Genomic DNA, 22313 nt, shown 5'->3' on the forward strand with positions numbered 1-22313 from the left:
TCTATTAGAGAGTAACAAGATTGGAGTAAAATTACCTTATACAATTTTCAATTTAATAAATAGACAAACAAATAGTTTCTATTATTTTTACATTTTAATTTAATAGTATGACTATAAAACTTCTAGCTGTTGGCAAAACAGACAACAAACAATTACAAACTTTAATTAAAGAGTACCAAAAACGCTTAGGTTTTTATGTTAAGTTCGAGTTTGAAATAATACCTGATATTAAAAACCGTAAAACTCTTTCTGAAAACCAACAAAAACAAAAAGAAGGTGAACTTATTTTAAAAAAAATAGCCTCTACCGACGCACTTGTATTATTAGATGAAAATGGCAAACAAATGACTTCTGTTGCGTTTTCAAACTATTTACAAAAACACATGAATTCTGGTATTAAACAACTTGTATTTGTTATTGGTGGACCTTTCGGGTTTTCTGAAGAATTGTATAAAAAAGCGAATAGGAAACTGTCATTAAGCAAAATGACCTTTTCCCATCAAATGATTCGCTTATTCTTTGTTGAACAACTCTATCGCGGCTTTACCATTCTACGCAACGAGCCTTATCATCATCAATAACTATTCTAATCCTAAACTCTTAATGTAAGCTTCATTGTTCATTGGTCTTCCTAAAAACTCTTCAACAGCTTCTTTTACATCTCTTTGACTTCCATTTGCTAGTATTAGTTTTCTATACTTTATACCTGTTTCTTGGTCTCGTAATCCGTTCTTTTTAAAAACCGTAAACATATCTTGTGCATACACTTCGGACCATAAATAACCATAATAATATACCGGATGTGTATTAATATGAATCCAACAAGACTGTGGATGGGTACCTTCTACATACCAATCCATTACACCTAATTGGGCATCTATATCTTTCCATAATTGATCGGTATCAAACGGATTTTCAGGATTGTATTTGTCGTACAAGTTCATATCATAAGTACATAATCTCAAAGAGCTTTGCGCTGCTAATCCAGACGATACATTTTTGGCTTTTACCATATTATCAAATAGTTCCTTAGGTAACACTTCTCCTGTTTTATAATGTTTGGCAAACGAGCTTAAAATATCATAATCCCAAATCCAGTTTTCAAATATTTGAGACATAGCTTCTGTAAAATCTGTTTTAGAATCTGACTGCAAACTAAATTCGCCCTCATAGGACATAGCGTCCATAATATGTCCAAACTCATGGAATAAGGTCTCTAATTCATTATGCGTAATAAGCGACGGTAACGCTTCGGTTGGTTTAGTAAAGTTACACAACATCATGGCAACCGGTACTTCATAACCGTTTTCCATTTGCTTACCTGTTGAAAGTGGTACAGCATAAAACCAAGATTCTTTAAATGGTCGTGGATAAAGGTCTAAATAAAAGCGTCCGCTTAGTTTTCCTTCTGCATAGACTTCATAAGCTTGAACGTCATCGTGCCACACTGATGCATCTTGAATTTTTTTAAACTCAACACCTAATAACTCTTGATACAAATCGAACATTCCCTTAAGACATGCTTCCATGGGTAAATACTCACGTATCTTCTCACTATCTACTTGATAGTTGTTTTTTAAAATTTGGTTTTTGTAATAAGACAAATCCCAAGCATTTAGCTTTTGGTCTTTAGCAATACCATCTAATTTTTCTCTGGCATTTTTTAAAACGTCAATATCGGCAATAGCTTTTTCTTTAGATTCTGCTATCAATTCGTTTATAAATTTCCAAACGGTTTCTGGGTTTTTGGCCATTTTAGGCACCAAGTTGTAGCCTGCATAAGAATCGTGTCCCATTAATTTACCTATTTGATAGCGCTTTTCTACCAATTGGTCTAAAATTTCCATATTCTTTTCGGCTCCTCTTGTAGAATATAACACCTGATAGGCTTTTCTAGTTTCAGCTTTTGTAGCATTTTCCATTACTGGTTGGCGTGTTGATGGCTGAACAGGAATTTCGTACTTTCCTTCTTCGGTTTTAAATTTATTTTTAAAACTATCTGGTAAACCTTCTGCGCCAGATTCATCTATATCTAATGTTAGGTTTGCTGTATTCATATTGGTTGAATACTGCGATGTTAAATCAGTAATCTCAGCTTTAAGGGTTTTAAACTTTTGCAAGTCTTCCTCGCTTAAGTTTACACCTGATTGCTTAAATTTATCAATAGTATCATCTACAAGTCGCTTTTTCTTATCACTTAAAGCACTATAGCCTTCTAATGAAGCTACTTTTTCAAACTGGTTGAATAACGCCTTATCTGAATAGATTACTGTGTTTAATGAATCTAGTTTTTGGGAATATTCTAATCCTTTGGCTCGAGTTAAAGAATCGGTCGACGTCCAAAATAACATAAAAGCATTTCTACCCGCTTGTCCTAATCTATTGCTTACAGAATCAAAAGGCGCCACAACATTATCAAAATTTGGAGTGGCTTCATGTTTTATACTTTCTAAAATTGCTGTGTTATCTTCAATCTCAAAAGTGATAAAATCTACTATAGATTGCCCAGTAACTTTAGCGTAATCAAAAGGCTCGTTTAGCTTTACATTAAACGGATTATCTGCTGCAAGTTCAATGTCTTTTACATCTTTTTTCTTTTCACAGTTTAACATAAGCAATAGAATGACTAGTGGAAATACTTTTTTTTTCATTGGAAACTTCAAGTTTGGTTTAACACAAATATACAATTCTCCAAACAGGTTTAATAATTTAAAAAGCCTTGCAGAGTGAATAGGCTCTACAAGGCTTTATTTTTTTAAATTAAACTTGTATATTAATGTGTATTAAATATATGCTTCCTTTTTTTAAGTTGTTTCTCTAAATCACTTATGGTTTCTTTAACCGCCATTTCAAAGTTTTTCTCTGTTGAAGTGGCAAAAATACGTGGCCCAGGTAAACTCAATTCCATATTACAAATGTGTCCTTGTTCTTTTTGGTTATTATCCAACTTAAAAGCTACATCGCAACCTATTATAAAATCATGTTTTTTAGCTAAAGGTTGTAGCTTTTTTTCGGTGTAACTAGAAAGTGCCTCACTTGCATCCATGTTTACGTATCTAATGTTGATTGTCATATCTTATAAGATTATAGGGTTATTTATATCATCAAATGTAGCCCTTAAAATAGGAATAAAACATGAGAATTATCACATTAAAAATTATTTTTTATGCAAGCTATTTTTTTGATGTTTTCTTTAATATTTTTAGCGTCTAATTTACTCTTATCATGAAAATTGTTTTTGCTACCAATAACCTAAATAAACTGAAAGAAGTACAAGCACTAGTTCCTAATCATATTACATTATTAAGTTTAAAAGATATAGGTTGTAACGAAGATATTCCAGAAACACAACATACCATAAAAGGTAATGCTTTACAAAAAGTAGAATATATTAAACAGCATTATGGATACGATTGTTTTGCTGATGATACTGGTTTAGAAGTTAACGCACTAAATGGCGATCCTGGTGTTTTCTCGGCTCGGTATGCAGGGCCACAACGTAATGATAACGACAACATGAATAAGTTACTAAAAAACCTTAAAACAAATACAAATAGAGCAGCGCAGTTTAAAACCGTTATCGCTTTAATTTTAAATGGAAATACGTACACTTTTACAGGTATTTGTAAAGGAGAAATCACCCTTGAAAAGCAAGGTAACAAAGGGTTTGGCTACGACCCTATTTTTAAAGCTGAAGGTTACAACAAGACCTTTGCAGAAATGTCTTTGGAAGAAAAAAACCATATTGGCCATCGTGGAAAAGCAGTTACTAAATTAGTTGACTTTTTAAACAGTATATAAACCTACACTAACGTTTAACACGCTTCTTTTTAAGCTTGTAACCAACAGCTAATTTTGCGTTAGAAATATTAGATTGATATTTATTACCATAACCTAATTTTGTAAAGTAGGTTGCCCCGCCATAACTTAAATTAACATAAAAACGTTTAAAGTTATATCCTAAAGAAAGTGTAAAGTCTAGTTTGTAAAGCATAGGTTTTTTGGGGCGATAATCATCATCATTTAAAACCACTTGATTATTAATAAGTGCTACCCCTGGCATGAGGTTACAGGAAGCTATTATATTTTTGGGTAACACAAAAACAGACAAAAGTCCGCCTAAAAGACCAACTCCCATACCTTTATACCGTTTTATTTGTGCCTGCTCACTATAATATTGGTAATACTGTTGTGGTAAAATAGCTCCGTTTGCCGAGAAATAATCAAAAAAAGCAAAAACACCCAAGCCACCAGTTATATAAACATTTTTATGTTTCCTTGCTAACCCTGCTTTTAAAAGCGAATACGAAAACTCTATTTCAGATAATGTATATAAATAATTAAACCCAGCTGTTAACGATTTTATATCACTTCTAAAAATCGAAGGTTCGCCAAAATCATTTTTTGCTAAAAAGCCTTTGTAAGACTGTAAATAAAAATTCACATAATTATGTTTGCCAAGTATAGTAGCGCCTTGCATATCAAACCGCTTCGTTGCATTTTTCTTTTTAGTTTTTAGGTTAAAAGCAATATCTAAAACCATCTTACTATTAGCCACACCAATTCCTATACCATGCCTATTATTGGGCACAAAGCGCGATTTAGAATTATCATCTTTCAGTTTTAAAGTTCTCCCTTTATAATTTGTAAAAACCCGTAATGAATAATTAGAAAAATCACGATCTACAAAAAGCGTATCTACTGTTTCAAGTATATTTAGGGAGTCTTTTATTATTTGCGCATTAATTTGTTGTATGCCACAAAAACATACTACAAAGATCTTTATAATAAATGCTACTCTTAATTTTCGGGAAGTCATTTACACACCTTTTCTTAAGGCATAAATAACAAGAATTAAGCTATGAAAAACAAAAAAAAGTCGTCAAAAAAAGATATTCACAATAAAAGCGTATCTTTGCCGCTTTAAATTCCTCAGGGTGAGGATGTGTTACAAGAAGTTTTAAGGTTAAGTATGTCGATTCGCTTCTAGGTAACACCACAACATACAATCGAATACTTATTTAAAACAAAATGAACACATTTCAAGATTTAGGTCTTAATAATGACCTATTACAAGCTATTTCTGATTTAGGATTTGAAACCCCAAGTGAAGTCCAAGAAAAAGCGATCCCAACTCTTTTAAACAAAGAAAACGAAGAACAAGACTTAGTTGCCTTAGCACAAACAGGAACAGGAAAAACTGCTGCTTTTGGTTTTCCTATGCTACAAAAAATTAATGTAGATAGTCGTACAACTCAAGGGCTTATACTGTCACCTACAAGAGAACTTTGTTTACAAATTACCAACGAGCTTAAATTGTATGGTAAATATTGTAAAGGTTTAAATGTAGTTGCTATTTACGGTGGAGCAAGTATAAACGAGCAAGCCAAAGATATTAAAAGAGGCGCCCAAATTGTGGTGGCTACACCAGGTAGAATGAAAGATATGATTGGCCGAAAGCTAGTCGATATTTCTAAAATAGAATACGCTGTTTTAGACGAAGCTGATGAAATGCTTAACATGGGCTTTTATGAAGACATAACAAGCATATTATCGCATACTCCAAAAGACAAAAGTACTTGGTTATTTTCGGCAACTATGCCCAAAGAAGTTGCCAGTATTGCCAAAGAATTCATGCATAGCCCAATGGAAATTACCGTAGGCGCCAAAAATGTAGGAAGCGAACAAGTAAGTCATGAATACTACGTTGTTAATGGTAGACAACGCTATTTAGCGTTAAAACGCTTGGCCGATATGAACCCAGATATTTTCTCGGTTGTATTTTGTAGAACTAAGCGTGACACGCAAAAAGTTGCCGAAAAACTTATTGAAGATGGCTACAACGCTGGCGCTTTACATGGCGATTTAAGTCAGAACCAACGAGATTTGGTAATGAAAGCCTTTAGAAACAAGCAAATTCAAATGCTTGTAGCTACCGATGTAGCTGCCAGAGGAATCGATGTAGACGACATTACACACGTAATAAACTACCAATTACCAGATGAAATTGAAACTTACACCCACCGAAGTGGTCGTACTGGCCGTGCTGGTAAAACAGGCGTTTCTATGGTTATTGTTACTAAAAGCGAATTACGACGCATTAAATCTATAGAACGAAAAATTCAAAAAGAGTTTGTAAAGAAAGATATTCCTAGTGGTATAGAAATTTGCGAAGTTCAATTAATGTCGCTAGCTAATAAAATTCATAACACAGAGATTAACCATAAAATTGATGGATATTTAGATAGTATTAATCAGTTATTTGAAGACACCTCTAAAGATGAGTTAATTAAAAAGTTCTTTTCAGTAGAATTTACGCGTTTTCACAATTATTACAAAGATTCTAAAGACCTTAATTTAGAAGCGAAACACAGTAGCGAGCGTGATACTAGTAACGAAAACTCAACTCGTTTCTTTATTAATGTTGGTAAAAAGGATGGCTTTAACTGGATGGAGCTTAAAGATATGCTTCGCGATGTTCTTCAGCTTGGTAAAGAAGATGTGTTTAAAGTTGATGTTATGGGAACATTTTCATTTTTCAACACCGAATCTTCTCAAGAGAAAAAAGTTTTGGAAACCTTTAACAATATCGAGTATAATGGTCGTAAAGTAAAAGTTGAAATCACCGAAGACAAAGGCAAAGGAAAAGGTCGTAAACGCGGTGGTGGCGGAAAGCGTCGCCGTAATAATAGCAGCAATAAAAGTTTTGATCGTTCTTCTAAAGGGAGACGATCTAGTTCTAGAGCATCAAGACCAAGACGCTCAAGACGTAAATAATTAGCGTTTTAATGTAAAGTGCCCTTTATAGGTTTTGCCATTACTTGGGCGCTTTACTACAAACCAATAATCATTTGTAGGCATTAACTCGCCATTAAATGTTCCATCCCAACCAACTGAGTTGGGATTTATTTTTGTTAATAGTTTTCCAAATCTATCATGAATAAATATTTCTAAGCCTGGTTCGTGACTTGCCATTTTTATTTGCCAAAAATCATTGTAACCATCGGCATTTGGCGTAAAAAATTTAGGGTAATGCATTAAGTAAATGTCTTCGTAAATAACACCACAACCATTCTTATCTCTTATAAAGACACTATATTCTCCAGGTTCTAAGTTGTAAAAAACTGGTGTGTCTTGATATGTAATATCATCTAAAGAATATTCATAATTACCAAGTCCTGTTACAAAAACAGCAATACTGTTACTATCTTCTGTCCAATCTTGAATTTCAAACGTTTCAAAAATGGCTTCATCAGATTCTATAACGTGAATTGTTTTACTGGATTCACATTCGGTAACAGGGTTTGTATTAAATACTTTTGTAACTGTTACCGTGTAATCTCCAGGTTGTGTTACAGTAATATCTTTTGTTGTTTCTCCTGTAGACCACAAATAAGTATTAAATCCTAATGGGGCATGTAAAGCAACTGTTTCATTGGTACAGATATTATAGGAGTCTGGCATTATTATCTCAGGATACTCTAAAACTGCTATTTCAAAAGAAGTAACATCAAAACAGTTAGGATTGGAATCTTTTTCTATCCTTGCATAAATGGTTTCAGAAGGACTTGTGTTTTGGTAGTTGTTTGATATGGCATTATCCCCTAAAATAGCATCTGTTTCATTTAAATAATAAGATATCTCATAATCCCCACTTTGTCCATTTATTATAGCATTTTCTTGATTGGTTAAATCAAACGTTTCAACACTATCATTAGAAACATCGTCACACGCAAACATATTTTCTGGTGTGTAGGCTATAATTTGATCTTCTACAAAAATGTTAAAAGAGGTGATGTCATAACAGTTCTGATTTTCTGTATTTTCTATTCTTATAAAAATTTCTTGAGGGTTGTTAATTGTTGTATAAACAGTTGGTAAACTACCATCGTTATTTATGGCATCGGTTTGATTTAAATAATAACTAACGTTAAACAAACTCGCCTCCTGATTTCCTAAAACTATTGGTGTAATAGTATTAAAAGCTATTGTTTCGCTTCCATCTAAAATCTCATTATCACAAGTTGTAATATCTTGTACTGCTTGCGCTTCTGGTTGTTGACTAAGTATTAAGTTAAAACTAGAAATATCATAACAATTTGGTGCTTGTGCGTTGTATATTCTAGCAAAAATCTCTTGGTCGTTCCCTGTATATAGTATTGGTAAGTCATTTTCTCTGTTTTCGGCGTCTTCTATTGAGGCATAATACATGACATCAAAATCGGTTGCTGATTGAGTTCCTAAAATTTCGGTTGTTTTCGTATTAAGATCAAAGCTTTCTTCGCCATCATTTCCAATATCGCAAAGTATATAATCGCTCGCTTGGTTTGCTACTGGAACGGAATAAATAGAAATATCTCTTTCAAATGTTTTAGTTTCATCGGTTGTAGATACCGTAACCGATACCACATAATCGCCTGGGGTTTGGTAAATATGTGTTGGGATCTCTTCTGTTGATGTATTACCATCTCCAAAATCCCAAGAAATAGATTCTATCTCATCTGTTGCTTCTATAAAGAATTCGGTCTCACTACCTAAACAAACATTCTCCACATTAATAGCTACCGAAAAAAATGATTGAATAAACGGTGGTAACCCATAAATAGCTATTCCAGGTGATAAATTTACCACATTACTAACATAATTGCAGTTTGTACCTAGTTCGTTAGGGCTTTCAATAGCATCTAAGTTCCCTGTGGAGGTATTCGAAATATAAATTTTACCGTTTATGGCTAATTGTAAAGCGCCAGGAATTTCAGTTCCCTCGTTTAATATTGTCTGTGAATTAATAATTGCATTGGCAGTGGGTTGAGTTACATCAAATTGATGCACTCTACCTTGAGAGGTGCTAAAATTTGTATCGCCTACATACAACAAACTACTATCTGGTGAAAACTCTATACCATAAGCTCCATTAGACACACCTAAATAAAACAAACCATTTATAGTTACTGGATTAGAAACCGTTCCTGTAGTATTATCAAAATCTAAAATTTCTACAAAAGAATTATTAGACCATTTAGCTACTGCTAATTTTTGGCCATCTGGAGAAAATTTTAAATAGCCTATAGTATTGGCTGTGTTTCCTCCATGAACCTCGCCTACATTAGAAATTACAGGAGTAACATTTACTCCAGAGGGAGTTACTCTATAAGCTAAAAAACTATTGTTATCCCATCCATGTCCTATAACCCAAATATCGGTATCATTTTCATGCATTACGGCCGATATTTTTTCTGTTGAAGGCGATAAAAGTTCGACATTTTTTATTGAAGTTACATCGCCATTTCCACCATTTAAATTCATATCAACTTCAGAGTAACATAAGCCTTCTGCATTTGCTTCATTTACTACAGTAAAAATATAATAAACATCGGGATTATTAGGTTTGGGCACTATTATGCCTGATTGCGTACTTGAAGGATCTCCTCTAAGTCCCGTACCATTAGGCATAACATTATGCATTTTATCCCAAACGGTTATACCGTCACTATAAAAAAGCAAATTTCCATTAGAGTCTGAAATGGTAGAACACCCTTCTTCTGTAGATAATTGACCGTCGTTTAAAACGATAGGATCTGGTGATTCAGCATTAAATTGAACACCAGCATTAGACCCAAAGTACCAAATGGAGGCTTCTTCTTGCGAATAACCTGCCGAAATAAAACATAAAAAAAGGCCATAAATTAACCTAACAGAAATAACATCTATTTTAAACAAGTTCCTAAAAATTAAGTTCGACTAATAGCTTACAATAGAAATAAATATTTATCCTATCTCTTGTAAATGTACATAATTTTAGATTAAAAACTTTATGAAAATATTAAATTACAAATAATCATATTTTCTTTTTAAGTTTCCTATTTTTACAATTCATATCATTCTTATGAAGTTTTATTTCTTATTTATAACGTGTTTATTGTTTAGTGCTGTTACTTTCGCCCAAGACGAGGAGACTTTTGTTAAAGGTAAAGTAATCAACTCGGCCAATGGTGCGCCTTTAGAAAATGTAAATATTGTAAACTTAACGCAAGTTGTTGGAACCTCAACTAGTCAAGAAGGACAATTTGAATTAAGAGCACAAGCCAACGACACACTCCATTTTTCTTATCTAGGGTTTAAATCTATTAAAGTACGTGTTACTAACGACTGGATAAAATTTGGAGAATCTACAATAGAGCTTACTGAGTTGGCACTTGCATTAGAAGAAGTGGTTGTACATCAATTTAAACTTACGGGACATTTAAAAGTAGATATTAATCAAATTCCCATTAACACAAATTATCGCTATAGCATATCTGGCTTACCTTCTACTGGTTACGAAGCAGGTAATCATAAAAACGGTGTCACAAAAGTATTAGGGGCTATTTTTAATCCCGCCGATTTTTTACATCGTATGTTTGGCAAGCAGCCCAACGAAATGCGTAAGTTAAAGAAAATGAAGCAAGATGATGAAATTAGAAATATTTTAGCAAATCGTTTTGATAGAGAAATGCTTATGGCATTATTGCAAGTAGAAAAAGTTAATTTAGATGAAATTGTACGTCAGTGTAACTACTCTAAAGGCTTTATAAGAGAAGCCAACGATCTTCAAATACTCGATGCTATTAGCGAGTGTTATGAAGAATACAAAGTATTAAGTCGTAGCAGAAAATCTGGCCGACTTTAATAATTTATCGCAATGTATTCACACTATTGATTGTTGTAAAAATGCTTAAGCAACGTATCGTAATTTTTTAAAGACTTTTTAGTCCAATCCAATCGCTTTTCTAATAATTCGTCTTCTGTTAACATCCATGGTAATGATGTTTGCTTTAGTTGAGATGTTACATACTGCAAAATAATAGCTGCCGAAACCGATATATTTAAACTTTCGGTAAACCCAACCATAGGAATTTTTAAAAAACCATCAGCTTGTTCCATAACGGTATCAGATAACCCATTAACTTCCTTCCCAAAAAAGAAACAAGATTTCTTTGTTATATCAAAATCTTGCAACACACAATCTTTAGTATGCGGTGTTGTGGCTACTATTTGATAACCTTTATCTCTTAAACTATCAATACAGTTATCAGTCGATTTATGTCTGTGAATGTCTACCCATTTTTGGGCACCTAACGCAATTTCACTTTCTATGCGCTTGGTTCGTTTTTCTTCAATAACATGAACATCTTGTATGCCAAATACATCACAGCTTCGTATAACAGCACTTGTGTTGTGTAAATGGTAGACATCTTCGGTAGCTACTGTAAAATGCCTTGTTCGCTCTTTAAGAACATCAGAAAATCGCTGTTTTCTATTATCTGTTAAGTAACTTTCTAAATACTCAAGAAGTTTAATATCTATCATTTTTCAAAGATAATTTAAAATCCTAATTTGCACCTACTTCTAAAGTAGAATAAACATGAAACATTTAGTGGTTCTTACAGGTGCTGGTATGAGTGCCGAAAGTGGTATAAAAACATTTAGAGATGAAAATGGATTATGGGAAGGTCATGATGTGATGACAGTTGCCTCCCCAGATGGTTTTAAAAAACATCCTGAACTTGTTTTAGACTTTTACAACCAACGTAGAAAACAATTACTTGAAGTATCACCTAATCAAGCGCATTACTTATTAGCAAGTCTTGAAAAAGATATAAAAACAACCATCATCACACAAAATGTGGACGATTTACATGAACGTGCCGGTAGTAGCAATGTTATTCATTTACATGGCGAACTTTTAAAAGCAAGAAGTACTGGCAATGCAACCAATGTGTTTCCTTGGAAAAAAGATATTATGTTAGGTGATATTTGCAAAGAAGGCCATCAAATACGCCCTCATATTGTTTGGTTTGGCGAAGCTGTTCCTATGATAGAAAACGCTATTAAAATTTGTCAAACAGCCGATGTATTATTAATAATTGGCACCTCTATGCAAGTTTATCCTGCTGCTAGTTTAGTAGATTATGTACCACAAAACACAAGTATTTATTATATAGATCCTAAACCTGCTTTAAGCGCTACACATCAGGTTAATGTTATCTCGGAAAAAGCGACAACAGGTTTGCAAAAATTTATTAATTACTACCTATAAAAAGTACTAAAAACTGTTAATTAAATTTCTGTTTAGGCGGCATTGTACCAAAAACTTTATCCCAAAATGTATTAGATACTCCAAAAGCTTTATCTGGATATTGAAAATGATGAAGGTTATGATGATGCCATAAATGCTTAAAACGTTTGGGGGGTTTACGTACATGAATAGCACGATGTACAAAAGAATACATTAAATAGCCTAAAAAGAACCCAGGATAAAACCCAAAGACTAAATGTGGAACTCCTAAAACCCAGAAAACGATATAGAAGCCACCAAACAATAACGAGGCTAATAGTATTCCTGGAACTGGTGGCATTAACAAACGCTGTTTATCTTTTGGATATTCATGATGAGAGCCATGCATAATAAAATGAAACCGTTGTACCACTTTATGTTCTGTTACCCAATGAAAAAGAAATCTATGTAGAACATATTCTGCTAATGTCCAAAAGATTATGCCACAAACAAAGAGGCTTAAAAAAATCATAAAAGACAAACCTACAATCTTAAAAGCATAATATATTAATGCAACCACAATTAGTCCATAAATAAAGACATTCGTGATTGCATTAGTTTTTGTTAAACGCTCTAAAAATTGGCTTTTAAAAATTTGAGCCTCTCCTAATTTATAATCAGTTTTGACTTTAGATTTCATAATGCCTTTTGTTACTACTTAAAAATAACAAAAAACAATAACTAAAACAATTTAATCAACTGAAAATCAAAATGTTTTACCTAGAATAATTAGGAGCTTCTTTGGTTATTGTTACATCGTGTGGGTGACTTTCATGAATACCACTAGACGTGATTTTAACAAATTGACCATTCTCTTTAAGTGCTTCTATATTGTTAGCACCACAATATCCCATTCCAGCACGTAAACCACCTATAAACTGGTGAATACTTTCTACCAACTCCCCTTTATATGGTACACGACCAACAATCCCTTCTGGTACTAATTTTTTAATATCATCTTCTACATCTTGGAAATATCGGTCTTTACTACCTTTTTTCATGGCTTCTACCGATCCCATACCACGGTAAGATTTAAACTTTCTACCTTCGTAAATAATAGTCTCACCAGGTGATTCTTTAGTCCCCGCTAGTAAGGATCCTAACATCACACAATCGGCACCTGCAGCAATGGCTTTTGGAATATCTCCTGTATAACGAATTCCACCATCAGCAATAACTGGTACACCTGTTCCTTTAATGGCTGCTGCAACCTCTAATACTGCTGAAAACTGTGGGAATCCAACACCTGCAACAACACGTGTGGTACAAATAGATCCTGGTCCAATACCTACTTTAACAGCATCGGCTCCAGCATCTACCAAATATTTGGCTGCTGCCGGTGTAGCTATGTTTCCAACAACTACTTCTAATTTTGGAAATTTCTTTTTTACTTCTTTTAAAACCGCAACAACACCTTTGGTATGGCCATGTGCTGTATCTATAATTACGGCATCTACTCCTGCATTTACCAAAGCTTCAGCACGTTCTAGAGCATCGGCAGTTACTCCTATGGCAGCTGCTACTCGTAGCCTTCCGTATTCATCTTTATTAGCATTTGGTTTTTGAGTAAGCTTGGTGATATCTCTAAACGTAATAAGACCGATTAACTTATTATTTTCACCAACTACAGGAAGTTTTTCAATTTTATTGTCTTGTAAAATGACCTCGGCGTCCATTAAAGAGGTACCTTCACCAGCTGTTACAAGGTTTTCTGAAGTCATAACTTCAACGATAGGACGATTGTTGTTTTTTTCAAATCGTAAATCACGATTAGTTACAATACCTTTTAAAATACCTTCGTCATCAACAATTGGTATTCCTCCAATGCTATGTTCAGCCATATTTTGTTTTGCATCAATCACTTTAGCTGTTAATGGTAACGTTACCGGATCGATAATCATACCACTTTCTGCACGTTTAACACGTCTAACTTTTACAGCTTGTTGCTCTATAGTCATGTTTTTATGTAACACTCCTATACCACCTTCGCGGGCTATAGCAATAGCCATACGACTTTCGGTAACGGTATCCATAGCTGCTGATACTATAGGTACGTTTAATGTTATGTTTCTTGTGAATTTAGTTTGAATACTTACTTCGCGTGGTAAAACTTCTGAAAAAGCTGGAACTAAAAGGACGTCATCGTAGGTTAATCCTTCACCTAGAATCTTGTTTTGATGTGCTGTCATGATGCAATTACGGTTATAATTGCATGCAAATATACGATATTATGGTTGAATACTTTTTAAGTTGGCGTTAAATTATTTATAATGTATTTTACAATACTCTCGTAAATCATTTAAAGCGTAATTATAACGTTCTGTTGTACTGGAAAGATCGCCTTTAAAACGAATTGGTTTTGGCACTAAAAACCCATAAAAACAGTGTCCTTTAGCAATGTTGGTGATTGTTTTTTTGGTTTTTTCGTCAACCGTTTTATAAACAGGTACGAGCCACTCGAATTGTTCTTTTTTTAAAATAGCTTTATCCCAATTTAAAGCAAGTGTTCCTGTTAAAACATTTTCGGAATACAATAACCGTTTCATTTCTAAAAAGGCGTTATCAAAAACTGTTTTACTTCCTTTTTTACTATATGCTTTTACAGACTTCCTTAAAAAAACCTTGTAAGGAAACGCCATGGTTAACCGTAATTTTTTTGAAATAAAATGTGCCATTTTTGGCCAAACAACCTCATGACCTTTGGCATCTATTTCTTTGTAATACCACAAGTAAAAATCGCGACGTTCTCTTATGGTTTGGTACTCGTTGTATAAATTATGTGTTAAATTATGAGCATTGGCCTCTTGCCAAACTACCGTATTTTTTACGCGATCTTTTTTTAACCAATCTGAAAGCGACAACTCAATCTCTCCTGTTTCTTTTTGGTACTGATGAAGTGATTTCCACTCTTTAGCAAAAAACGGCGTTACAAAAAACAGAGAGATTACGAATATAGTACATCTAAAAAAATAAGGCATCAAACTTAGTCCATTATAAACTTAAATCCTGCAGAAAAAATATTAGCACTTAGGCCATCGCTTCTGTCGTAATAACCATAACGGAAGTCTATACTTTTTAAACCAAATTTCCATAAGTGCATAGAAGCAAAAATATCGGTGTAATTAAACCCAAAGCCATATTGATTGCTATGGAATTTGGATAAATCGTAATCTGAGGTATAGTATTCTTCTGTTGAAAGATGTGCCTCATACGGTGCAAAATAATCTGCTGCTGTTTGTGTATAATAACGATAAACTGGATATACTGTAAATTTATCTGAAATTTTAAAAGGCAATTCTATACTTGCCGTATGTGAGTTTATACCCCAGTCATCATTGTAAAAACGATAGTACGTTCTAACGGTTAAACGTTCGTTTACAAAATAGTTTAAACGTGCACCAACAGGAATTTTAAAACGTGTATCTGGTAAGCGCTCTACATCATCGGCTAATTGAAAATCATCTATAAAAAAGTCTGGCTGATCTTTAAAATACACACGTTGATGCGGTGTTGACAACAATCCTTCTTGCTGTACCAAATCGATAAAAACAGACGCTTGTAGTTTTTTAGATAATATTTGTGAAAAACTTATAGACAAACTGTACGAATTACGGTTTTCATCGTTAAAAGCCTGATATTTAAAGGGATTATATGTCCCTGTTCCTGTAATATTATTATTTGAAAAATCTGGGCGTAATTCTATAGGATATTGTGGATTCCAAGTGTCTAAAAACACATTAGCTTTTGCGCTTATTTCGGTGTTTTTTTCGTTAAATAAACGGGTGTAACTTCCTCCAAATCCCAAAGAGAAATAATCGTATTCTGTCGCGACGCTTAGGTGCCCCTCAATAATATTATTTCTGTCATCTGAACTATGGGAGTATCCAATATTTGCGCCTACCCAAACATCGGAAGCTGATGCTCCAGATGAGTCGGAATATGGACTTGCTGGTTTGGATGAATCGAATGGATTAATATTACTTGATGATGCCGACGAGTATGCCGAAATACCAGCATCGACTGTTAAAACGTCGTCACTATTTAAAGGAACAGCGACAACAAAAGTTGGGGTAAGATCGGTTAATTCTTCTGTACCTTGTCCTCCTGAAACTGCGGCGTGATTACCATCTTGTGTGTAGTAGCTCATTAAAAAATCAACCTCTGTTGACTCTAGAACTTTCTTTTTGTACGATGTTGCATCGTCTTCATTGACTTCTTGACCATAAGAAATCAAGCTTAGAAGACCTATTATTATGCTTACTGCTTTTTTCATAATTAATTACAACCACAGCCTCCTCCTGTTTTTCCTCCGTTTGCTCCAGAAGAGGCTTCACGGTATAATTGAAAATTGGTTTCAAAACGTTCTATTTTCTTCGCAGACAACACCATCTCTGGGTCGTTTATATTAACTTTGTCGTATTCTTTTACCGTGACACACGAACTTAAAAACAAAGCTAATACACTTAACATTATAAGCTTTTTCATTTTTTTGGTTTTATGTTATTTGAATAGAAAACGGTTCCATTCTCATCTATTATTATACAATCAATTTGTTCTAATTGGTTAACAAAATCTAATCCAATATCCTTTCCCATTACAAAGATAGATGTTGCTAAAGCATCGGCTAATTCGGCTTTTGGTGCTAGTACGCTTACGCTAATTACACCTGTACTTGGATATCCTGTTCTTGGATCTATAATATGTGTATACCTTGTATTATTAAACTTTACATACTTTTCGTAATTACCAGAGGTTACAATAGCACGATCATCAACTGGAAGCATAGCAAAAACATGGTCTTTATTCAACGGATTGGTTATAGCTATTTGCCATGGTTTTCCGTTGGTTTGATAGCCCCAAGTGTTCATATCGCCCGAGGCATTTATAATACCTCCTTGTACACCTTTTTCTTTTAAAAGCGCTTTGGCTTGATCTGCAGCATAGCCTTTTCCTATCGCTCCAAAACCAATTTTCATACCCTTCAGTTTTAAAAACACACTATGGTTTGCTTCATCTAGAATAATATTTTTATACCCAACTTTAGATACAGATTGTTTTATTGTGGAAGCTTCTGGCATTTTGGTCATACTGCCATCAAAATGCCAAATTTTATCCATAGAGGCGTACGATATATCAAAAGCCCCTTGAGTGAGTTTTGAAATACCAATAGCTCGTTTTATTAAGGTAAACAATTCTAAATCAACAACCACAGGTTTAATACCTGCTTGACTATTTATTAATGATGTTTGGGAGTTTGGATCCCAAGAGGATATTAAACGTTCTATACGTTGTATTTCTTCAACAGCATCGTTTATAAAACCATTGGCTTGTTCTTGGGAATCGGCAATAACTGTAATATCAAACCGACTTCCCATTAACTTTAAGGTCTTCTTATAAGTGCTTTGAGCTAAGGTTACTTGAGATACTATAAGAAAACAATATAGCGGTACCAGAAATTTCATTTACTTTACAAATGATTGGAGTTTGTTTATATAAGTTTCAGGTTTCACTTTTTCATACCCCATTTTACCTAATATATCTCCTTTTTCGTTTAGGACTAATACATAAGGAAAGAAACCATTGGGATTATACTTTTCAGCTAAACCTCTGTTTTGTTTTTGTTGTTCATCAGATAAGGCATTTTGTTTTTTACGCGGAAAATCAGCCCTCATTAAAACGACATTTTCATTGGCATAGTTTTTAAAAGCATCACTTTGGAAGACTTGCTTATCCAACTTAATACAAGGGGCACACCAATCTGATCCAGAAAACACTAAAATTATAGGCTTATGAGACTCTTGTGCTTTTGATTGTGCTTCTTTAAAATTATCATGCCAATCTTGAGAAAACATCGTATTAGAAACTAATACAACAGCTAATAACCATATTAATTTTTTCATTATATATAGACTTAATATTACTTATACTACCACTTTAAATTAAAAGTAACGCTAATTAATAACTTATATTTCAGTTTATGTGTTATAAATGTTACACAAAAAAAATGCTACACCTAATTTTACCTAAAAAAAAGAGATAATCCTATTAACAACAACATACTTAAATTATTGATTTAAAATTAATTAAACAGAATTAAATTGCATATCCTCCATGTTATTTAGACATGAAACAAATTAATTCTACGTCCAAATCCCTAGGCTTTGAGTGCTAGGAAACTAGCTTTTTTATATTTATTTATTCTAAATAAACTTGTAAATAGTGTTTTTTGATTTTACATTTGCAGACCAAAAACAAGATTATTTGAAATAAGTCTAAATAAACATGAAAAACTACCTACCAATTGCATTATTATTACTAAGCATATCTTTATCTGCTCAAAACAAAAAAACATTAGATTCTGTTCAAGATTTAGGAGAAGTTATTATCTCTACAAATGTTATTTTTGGTAATAAATACGTCGCAAAAAACAGAACAGGTTCTGCTTATTATGTTTCTCCAGAAGAATTAAGTAGATTTAATTATACCGATATTAACCGAGTTTTAAGAGCTGTACCTGGGGTTAATATTTATGAAGAAGATGGTTTTGGTTTACGTCCTAACATTAGTTTACGAGGCACATCACCAGAACGTAGCTCAAAAATTTCTATCATGGAAGATGGCGTTTTAATTGCTCCTGCTCCTTATAGTGCTCCTGCTGCTTATTATTTTCCGTCAATAGCCAGAATGGAGGCTGTAGAAATTTTAAAAGGAAGTAGCCAAGTACAATATGGGCCTTTTACAACAGGTGGTGCAATTAATATGGTTTCTACACAAATACCAGATTCTTTTCACGCTAGTATTTTTGGTAGCTACGGAACATTTAATACAGGGCAATTCCGAGCTAAAGTTGGAGACAGCAAAGAGAACATAGGTTATATGGTCGAGTATCTCAATTATAACTCTGATGGATTTAAAAACTTACTTAATAACAGAAATACTGGTTTTGATAAAAATGATGTTGTTGCTAAGTTTAGAATAAACTCAAATAAAGAAGCTGACTTAAAACAAGCTTTAGAGTTTAAATTTCAGTTTTCTGATGAAGTATCTCATGAAACCTACTTAGGACTAACGGATGATGATTTTAATGAGAATCCATTTGACAGATATGCAGCATCACAAAAAGATAAAATGGTGGCCGAACATTTGCAATTTTCAGCAACACATAAGTTGGATTTCTCTTCAAATGCTAGACTAACAACCGTAGGATATTATAACAGGTTTCAACGAAACTGGTATAAATTAAACAACATTACTCTAAATGGAAATAAATTAGGTATCGCAGATATTATTAGCCAACCTAATAGCTACCCAGAATACATGCAAATAGTTAGAGGCCAAATAAACTCATTGGACGATGCTTTACAAGTAAAAGCAAATAACAGATTATATCACGCCAAAGGCGTTCAAACAAAATTAGATTATCATTTTAAAATCAATAAAGCGTTTCATGATATAGAAGTAGGATTACGTTATCATTATGACGAAGAAGATCGTTTTCAATGGGTTGATAATTACAACATAAATAATCAAGGGATAATGGCTTTAACCCAAGCAGGTGAGCCAGGAACAGATGCCAACAGAGTTAGCTCTGCCAAAGCTTTTGCAGCTTATGCCATGTATAAATTTAAGTACAAAAAACTAACTGTTACTCCTGGATTACGTTATGAAAACATTGTACTACATCGTGATGATTATGGTAGAAATGATGTGAATCGTACTGGTACAGATTTATCTAGCCGAGAAAATAAAGTAGATATTGTTATTCCTGGCGTTGGTTTTAGTTATAAGTTTAATAATATGACTTCAATTTTTGGGGGTGTTCACAAAGGGTTTTCTCCACCAAGTAACACAACCGGACAAAAACCAGAAGAAAGTATAAACTACGAATTAGGCTCTAGATTTTCTATGTTGAATTTAAAAGGTGAAGTTGTTGCGTTTTACAATGACTATAGCAATCTTTTAGGTAGTGATTTGGCAGCAACAGGAGGAACAGGATCGTTAGAACAGTTTAATGCAGGCGAAGTCAACGTTGTTGGTTTAGAAGCGCTTTTTAATTACAATCTTCTAGCAAAAAACGCTAAATGGAACTTACCAATATCATTAGGTTATACGTACACGCATACCGAGTTTCAAAATTCATTTGGTAGCGATGACGACCTTTGGGGAGAAGTAGAAAAAGGTGATCAATTACCTTACATACCAGAGCATCAAATAAACTTAATGATATCGTTAGAGCATAATCAATTTGAAATTAATGCTAGCGGACGTTATTTAGGAGAATTTAGAACGTTAGCTGGTTCTGGGTCTATACCTAAAAATGAAAAAGTAGATTCTAATTTTGTGTTAGATTTTTCAGCAAAATATCACTTTAACACGCACTTAAGCTTAACAGGGAATGTTATCAATGCTTTAGATAGTGTTTATGCCGTTTCAAGAGTGCCTGCTGGATTAAGACCAGGAATGCCTTTTGCAGCAAACCTTGGTTTAGAGTTCAAACTATAATAAACCCTTAACATTAATAGATTTAAAAGCCACTTTTGTGGCTTTTTTTAATGATATATACTAAAAATTTTAGTGGCTTCGTTATAGGCACTTTCAAAACTCATAGCATTTAAGTCGCTAGATTTTTTTGAGGTGAAATAAGACAATAGTTTTTCGGTAGGCATATTTCCTGTGAGTTCGTCTTTAGCCATGGGGCAACCGCCAAAACCTTGAATAGCACCATCAAACCGTCTACATCCAGCTTTATAAGCGGCATCTACTTTCTCAAACCAAGTGGTTGGTGTAGTATGCAAATGTGCCCCAAACTCTACGTGAGGATATTTGGGTATTAGGTTGGAAAATAGATAATCAATATTTTCTGGGTTTGATGTGCCAACAGTATCGCTTAACGATAATATTTTCACTCCCATATCGGCTAACTTTTCGGTCCACTCTCCTACTATATCAACATTCCAAGGGTCGCCATAAGGGTTTCCAAATCCCATAGAAATATACACAACAACCTCTTTATTAGAATTGTTTGCAATGTCTAGTATCTCCTTTAAAATATCTACAGATTGCGAAATGGTTTTATGTGTATTACGCATTTGAAAGTTTTCGGATATAGAAAATGGATACCCTAAATATTGTATGGGCTCATGTTTTGAGGCATCGTTTGCGCCACGTACATTAGCAATAATGGCTAATAGTTTACTTTGGGTTTTAGATAAATCTAGCTGCGATAACACTTCTGCAGTATCTACCATTTGTGGAATGGCTTTGGGCGATACAAAACTTCCAAAATCTATGGTGTCGAATCCAACACGTAATAAGGACTGAATGTATTGCACCTTCTTTTGGGTAGGGATAAATGCTTTAATGCCTTGCATGGCATCTCTAGGGCATTCAATGATTTTTACGTGGTTGTTCATAGAAATTCAAAGATAAGAAAGATTGTGTTCTACGAAAACGTTTTCTTGAAAACTCATTATAATGAAAACAAAAAATTCCCTAAAAAGCCAAACCATACACTATATCCTAAAACACCTCCTATAAATCCTGCTATAATAAAACTTAACCTATATTGTTTGGGAAGAATTTTAAAAATAACTCCTATTGAGATTAACAAACCTATTCCTGCTGTTATAACAGGAATAACCCATGGATTATATCCTAAATAACGTGATATTTTAAATTCATCACCATTAAAACTACTTTTTATTCCTAAGGCAGTTTCTACTAGAGCCATAACTGTATTAAAAACCTCTCTTAAAATAAAAAGACTCAAAAAAATGGCTAGCCAATCCCATAACTTAAAAGTTTCTTTTTTAAACGATTTCCTAAAATATAAAATTATAAAACCTAAAAACGATGTTAGTATAGTTTGTATTGGACCTCCTAGGGTAACCCAAATAGTATTTTTCCACTCAAACTTTGTTTCAATTCTATTTATTACATTTTCAAATTCTTTTTTTACGCTGTCATCTAATGCTTCGTATGGTGTGTTAAAATAAGTTTCGTTAAGTTTTATTAACCTTTTGGTATCTTCATCTTCCATATAACCTTTAGGATAATAATTCATGCTACCATAACTTAACGTTGTATCGTAACCAAAATATTTTGCCACAACAATATGTCCCATTTCATGTGATAACGTGCCAATAATTGTAAACAAAATAAACCCTAGAACAATATAAAAGGTTAGTTTAAAAGAGAAATTAGAATAATTCATTGT

General features: G+C 33.5%; 20 protein-coding genes. 6 read left to right on the plus strand and 14 right to left on the minus strand.

The genetic code is table 11. The features are described from left to right. Nucleotides 1-107 precede the first annotated feature (107 nt). Nucleotides 108-581: a 23S rRNA (pseudouridine(1915)-N(3))-methyltransferase RlmH gene (gene rlmH, locus EJA19_RS05570; protein WP_125467363.1), complete on the plus strand. Its 474-nt coding sequence runs from the start codon at nucleotides 108-110 to the stop codon at nucleotides 579-581. Here rlmH and EJA19_RS05575 read toward each other — a convergent pair whose 3' ends face one another. Further along, entirely contained in the window at nucleotides 582-2651 is a 2070-nt protein-coding gene (locus tag EJA19_RS05575; RefSeq protein ID WP_125467364.1) for a M3 family metallopeptidase, read from the minus strand. It abuts the gene before it with no gap. A gap of 122 nt (nucleotides 2652-2773) precedes the next feature. Continuing rightward, nucleotides 2774-3073 carry a ribosome hibernation-promoting factor, HPF/YfiA family gene (gene hpf, locus EJA19_RS05580; protein ID WP_125467365.1) on the minus strand — a complete coding sequence of 100 codons (300 nt, stop codon included), beginning with the start codon at nucleotides 3071-3073 and terminating at the stop codon, nucleotides 2774-2776. 152 nt (nucleotides 3074-3225) lie between these two features. On the opposite strand from hpf, the gene EJA19_RS05585 reads away from it, so the two are divergent. After that, entirely contained in the window at nucleotides 3226-3801 is a 576-nt protein-coding gene (locus tag EJA19_RS05585; RefSeq protein ID WP_125467366.1) for a non-canonical purine NTP diphosphatase, read from the plus strand. Nucleotides 3802-3808: 7 nt separating this feature from the next. Here EJA19_RS05585 and EJA19_RS05590 read toward each other — a convergent pair whose 3' ends face one another. Next, complete coding sequence (locus EJA19_RS05590; RefSeq protein WP_240640221.1) at nucleotides 3809-4819, minus strand: DUF4421 family protein; 1011 nt, start codon at nucleotides 4817-4819, stop codon at nucleotides 3809-3811. A 212-nt stretch (nucleotides 4820-5031) separates the two neighbouring features. Here EJA19_RS05590 and EJA19_RS05595 point away from each other — a divergent pair, with 212 nt between their 5' ends. Beyond that, nucleotides 5032-6777, plus strand: coding sequence for a DEAD/DEAH box helicase (locus EJA19_RS05595; RefSeq protein WP_125467367.1), 1746 nt, complete (start codon nucleotides 5032-5034; stop codon nucleotides 6775-6777). Here EJA19_RS05595 and EJA19_RS05600 read toward each other — a convergent pair whose 3' ends face one another. After that, complete coding sequence (locus tag EJA19_RS05600; RefSeq protein WP_125467368.1) at nucleotides 6778-9720, minus strand: T9SS type B sorting domain-containing protein; 2943 nt, start codon at nucleotides 9718-9720, stop codon at nucleotides 6778-6780. It abuts the gene before it with no gap. A 166-nt stretch (nucleotides 9721-9886) separates the two neighbouring features. Between EJA19_RS05600 and EJA19_RS05605 the strand changes: the two genes are divergently transcribed. Further along, nucleotides 9887-10669, plus strand: coding sequence for a carboxypeptidase-like regulatory domain-containing protein (locus EJA19_RS05605; protein ID WP_125467369.1), 783 nt, complete (start codon nucleotides 9887-9889; stop codon nucleotides 10667-10669). A gap of 23 nt (nucleotides 10670-10692) precedes the next feature. On the opposite strand, the gene EJA19_RS05610 is transcribed toward EJA19_RS05605, so the two are convergent. Beyond that, on the minus strand, nucleotides 10693-11349 hold the full coding sequence (locus EJA19_RS05610; protein ID WP_125467370.1) for a TrmH family RNA methyltransferase: 657 nt from the start codon (nucleotides 11347-11349) through the stop codon (nucleotides 10693-10695). A gap of 55 nt (nucleotides 11350-11404) precedes the next feature. On the opposite strand from EJA19_RS05610, the gene EJA19_RS05615 reads away from it, so the two are divergent. Then, on the plus strand, nucleotides 11405-12079 hold the full coding sequence (locus EJA19_RS05615) for an SIR2 family NAD-dependent protein deacylase (protein ID WP_125467371.1): 675 nt from the start codon (nucleotides 11405-11407) through the stop codon (nucleotides 12077-12079). A gap of 16 nt (nucleotides 12080-12095) precedes the next feature. Here the strand turns inward: EJA19_RS05615 and EJA19_RS05620 are convergent, their stop codons facing one another. The 7 genes from EJA19_RS05620 to EJA19_RS05650 form a co-directional block, all read right to left on the minus strand. After that, on the minus strand, nucleotides 12096-12737 hold the full coding sequence (locus tag EJA19_RS05620) for a sterol desaturase family protein (RefSeq protein WP_125467372.1): 642 nt from the start codon (nucleotides 12735-12737) through the stop codon (nucleotides 12096-12098). A 76-nt stretch (nucleotides 12738-12813) separates the two neighbouring features. Next, nucleotides 12814-14286 carry an IMP dehydrogenase gene (guaB, locus tag EJA19_RS05625; RefSeq protein ID WP_125467373.1) on the minus strand — a complete coding sequence of 491 codons (1473 nt, stop codon included), beginning with the start codon at nucleotides 14284-14286 and terminating at the stop codon, nucleotides 12814-12816. Nucleotides 14287-14358: 72 nt separating this feature from the next. Beyond that, a complete protein-coding gene (locus EJA19_RS05630; protein ID WP_240640222.1) occupies nucleotides 14359-15075 on the minus strand; it encodes an Insecticidal toxin complex protein in 717 nt (238 codons plus the stop codon). A gap of 5 nt (nucleotides 15076-15080) precedes the next feature. Further along, the gene (locus tag EJA19_RS05635) at nucleotides 15081-16370 is read right to left on the minus strand and encodes a DUF3570 domain-containing protein (RefSeq protein ID WP_125467374.1); all 1290 of its coding nucleotides are present in this window, start codon (nucleotides 16368-16370) and stop codon (nucleotides 15081-15083) included. 2 nt (nucleotides 16371-16372) lie between these two features. Continuing rightward, nucleotides 16373-16582, minus strand: a complete 210-nt coding sequence (locus tag EJA19_RS05640) for a DUF4266 domain-containing protein (RefSeq protein ID WP_125467375.1) — start codon at nucleotides 16580-16582, stop codon at nucleotides 16373-16375. Next, a complete protein-coding gene (locus tag EJA19_RS05645; protein WP_125467376.1) occupies nucleotides 16579-17559 on the minus strand; it encodes an FAD:protein FMN transferase in 981 nt (326 codons plus the stop codon). Before EJA19_RS05645 ends, EJA19_RS05640 begins: the two co-directional genes overlap by 4 nt. After that, nucleotides 17560-17997, minus strand: coding sequence for a thioredoxin family protein (locus EJA19_RS05650; protein WP_125467377.1), 438 nt, complete (start codon nucleotides 17995-17997; stop codon nucleotides 17560-17562). It abuts the gene before it with no gap. A gap of 382 nt (nucleotides 17998-18379) precedes the next feature. On the opposite strand from EJA19_RS05650, the gene EJA19_RS05655 reads away from it, so the two are divergent. Further along, nucleotides 18380-20599: a TonB-dependent receptor family protein gene (locus EJA19_RS05655; protein ID WP_125467378.1), complete on the plus strand. Its 2220-nt coding sequence runs from the start codon at nucleotides 18380-18382 to the stop codon at nucleotides 20597-20599. A gap of 47 nt (nucleotides 20600-20646) precedes the next feature. On the opposite strand, the gene EJA19_RS05660 is transcribed toward EJA19_RS05655, so the two are convergent. Next, entirely contained in the window at nucleotides 20647-21510 is an 864-nt protein-coding gene (locus EJA19_RS05660) for a hydroxymethylglutaryl-CoA lyase (protein WP_125467379.1), read from the minus strand. A 56-nt stretch (nucleotides 21511-21566) separates the two neighbouring features. Further along, entirely contained in the window at nucleotides 21567-22310 is a 744-nt protein-coding gene (locus tag EJA19_RS05665) for a hypothetical protein (RefSeq protein WP_125467380.1), read from the minus strand. Nucleotides 22311-22313: the final 3 nt, after the last annotated feature.

Origin of the sequence: Mangrovimonas spongiae, from assembly GCF_003944795.1 — a bacterium.
In the GTDB taxonomy this organism is placed as follows: domain Bacteria; phylum Bacteroidota; class Bacteroidia; order Flavobacteriales; family Flavobacteriaceae; genus Mangrovimonas; species Mangrovimonas spongiae.

Coding starts and splice junctions, on each gene's coding strand:
- rlmH (WP_125467363.1), top strand. CDS start 108: ATGACTATAAAACTTCTAGCTGTTGGCAAAACAGACAACAAACAATTA.
- EJA19_RS05575 (WP_125467364.1), bottom strand. CDS start 2,651: ATGAAAAAAAAAGTATTTCCACTAGTCATTCTATTGCTTATGTTAAAC.
- hpf (WP_125467365.1), bottom strand. CDS start 3,073: ATGACAATCAACATTAGATACGTAAACATGGATGCAAGTGAGGCACTT.
- EJA19_RS05585 (WP_125467366.1), top strand. CDS start 3,226: ATGAAAATTGTTTTTGCTACCAATAACCTAAATAAACTGAAAGAAGTA.
- EJA19_RS05590 (WP_240640221.1), bottom strand. CDS start 4,819: ATGACTTCCCGAAAATTAAGAGTAGCATTTATTATAAAGATCTTTGTA.
- EJA19_RS05595 (WP_125467367.1), top strand. CDS start 5,032: ATGAACACATTTCAAGATTTAGGTCTTAATAATGACCTATTACAAGCT.
- EJA19_RS05605 (WP_125467369.1), top strand. CDS start 9,887: ATGAAGTTTTATTTCTTATTTATAACGTGTTTATTGTTTAGTGCTGTT.
- EJA19_RS05610 (WP_125467370.1), bottom strand. CDS start 11,349: ATGATAGATATTAAACTTCTTGAGTATTTAGAAAGTTACTTAACAGAT.
- EJA19_RS05615 (WP_125467371.1), top strand. CDS start 11,405: ATGAAACATTTAGTGGTTCTTACAGGTGCTGGTATGAGTGCCGAAAGT.
- EJA19_RS05620 (WP_125467372.1), bottom strand. CDS start 12,737: ATGAAATCTAAAGTCAAAACTGATTATAAATTAGGAGAGGCTCAAATT.
- guaB (WP_125467373.1), bottom strand. CDS start 14,286: ATGACAGCACATCAAAACAAGATTCTAGGTGAAGGATTAACCTACGAT.
- EJA19_RS05630 (WP_240640222.1), bottom strand. CDS start 15,075: ATGCCTTATTTTTTTAGATGTACTATATTCGTAATCTCTCTGTTTTTT.
- EJA19_RS05635 (WP_125467374.1), bottom strand. CDS start 16,370: ATGAAAAAAGCAGTAAGCATAATAATAGGTCTTCTAAGCTTGATTTCT.
- EJA19_RS05640 (WP_125467375.1), bottom strand. CDS start 16,582: ATGAAAAAGCTTATAATGTTAAGTGTATTAGCTTTGTTTTTAAGTTCG.
- EJA19_RS05645 (WP_125467376.1), bottom strand. CDS start 17,559: ATGAAATTTCTGGTACCGCTATATTGTTTTCTTATAGTATCTCAAGTA.
- EJA19_RS05650 (WP_125467377.1), bottom strand. CDS start 17,997: ATGAAAAAATTAATATGGTTATTAGCTGTTGTATTAGTTTCTAATACG.
- EJA19_RS05655 (WP_125467378.1), top strand. CDS start 18,380: ATGAAAAACTACCTACCAATTGCATTATTATTACTAAGCATATCTTTA.
- EJA19_RS05660 (WP_125467379.1), bottom strand. CDS start 21,510: ATGAACAACCACGTAAAAATCATTGAATGCCCTAGAGATGCCATGCAA.
- EJA19_RS05665 (WP_125467380.1), bottom strand. CDS start 22,310: ATGAATTATTCTAATTTCTCTTTTAAACTAACCTTTTATATTGTTCTA.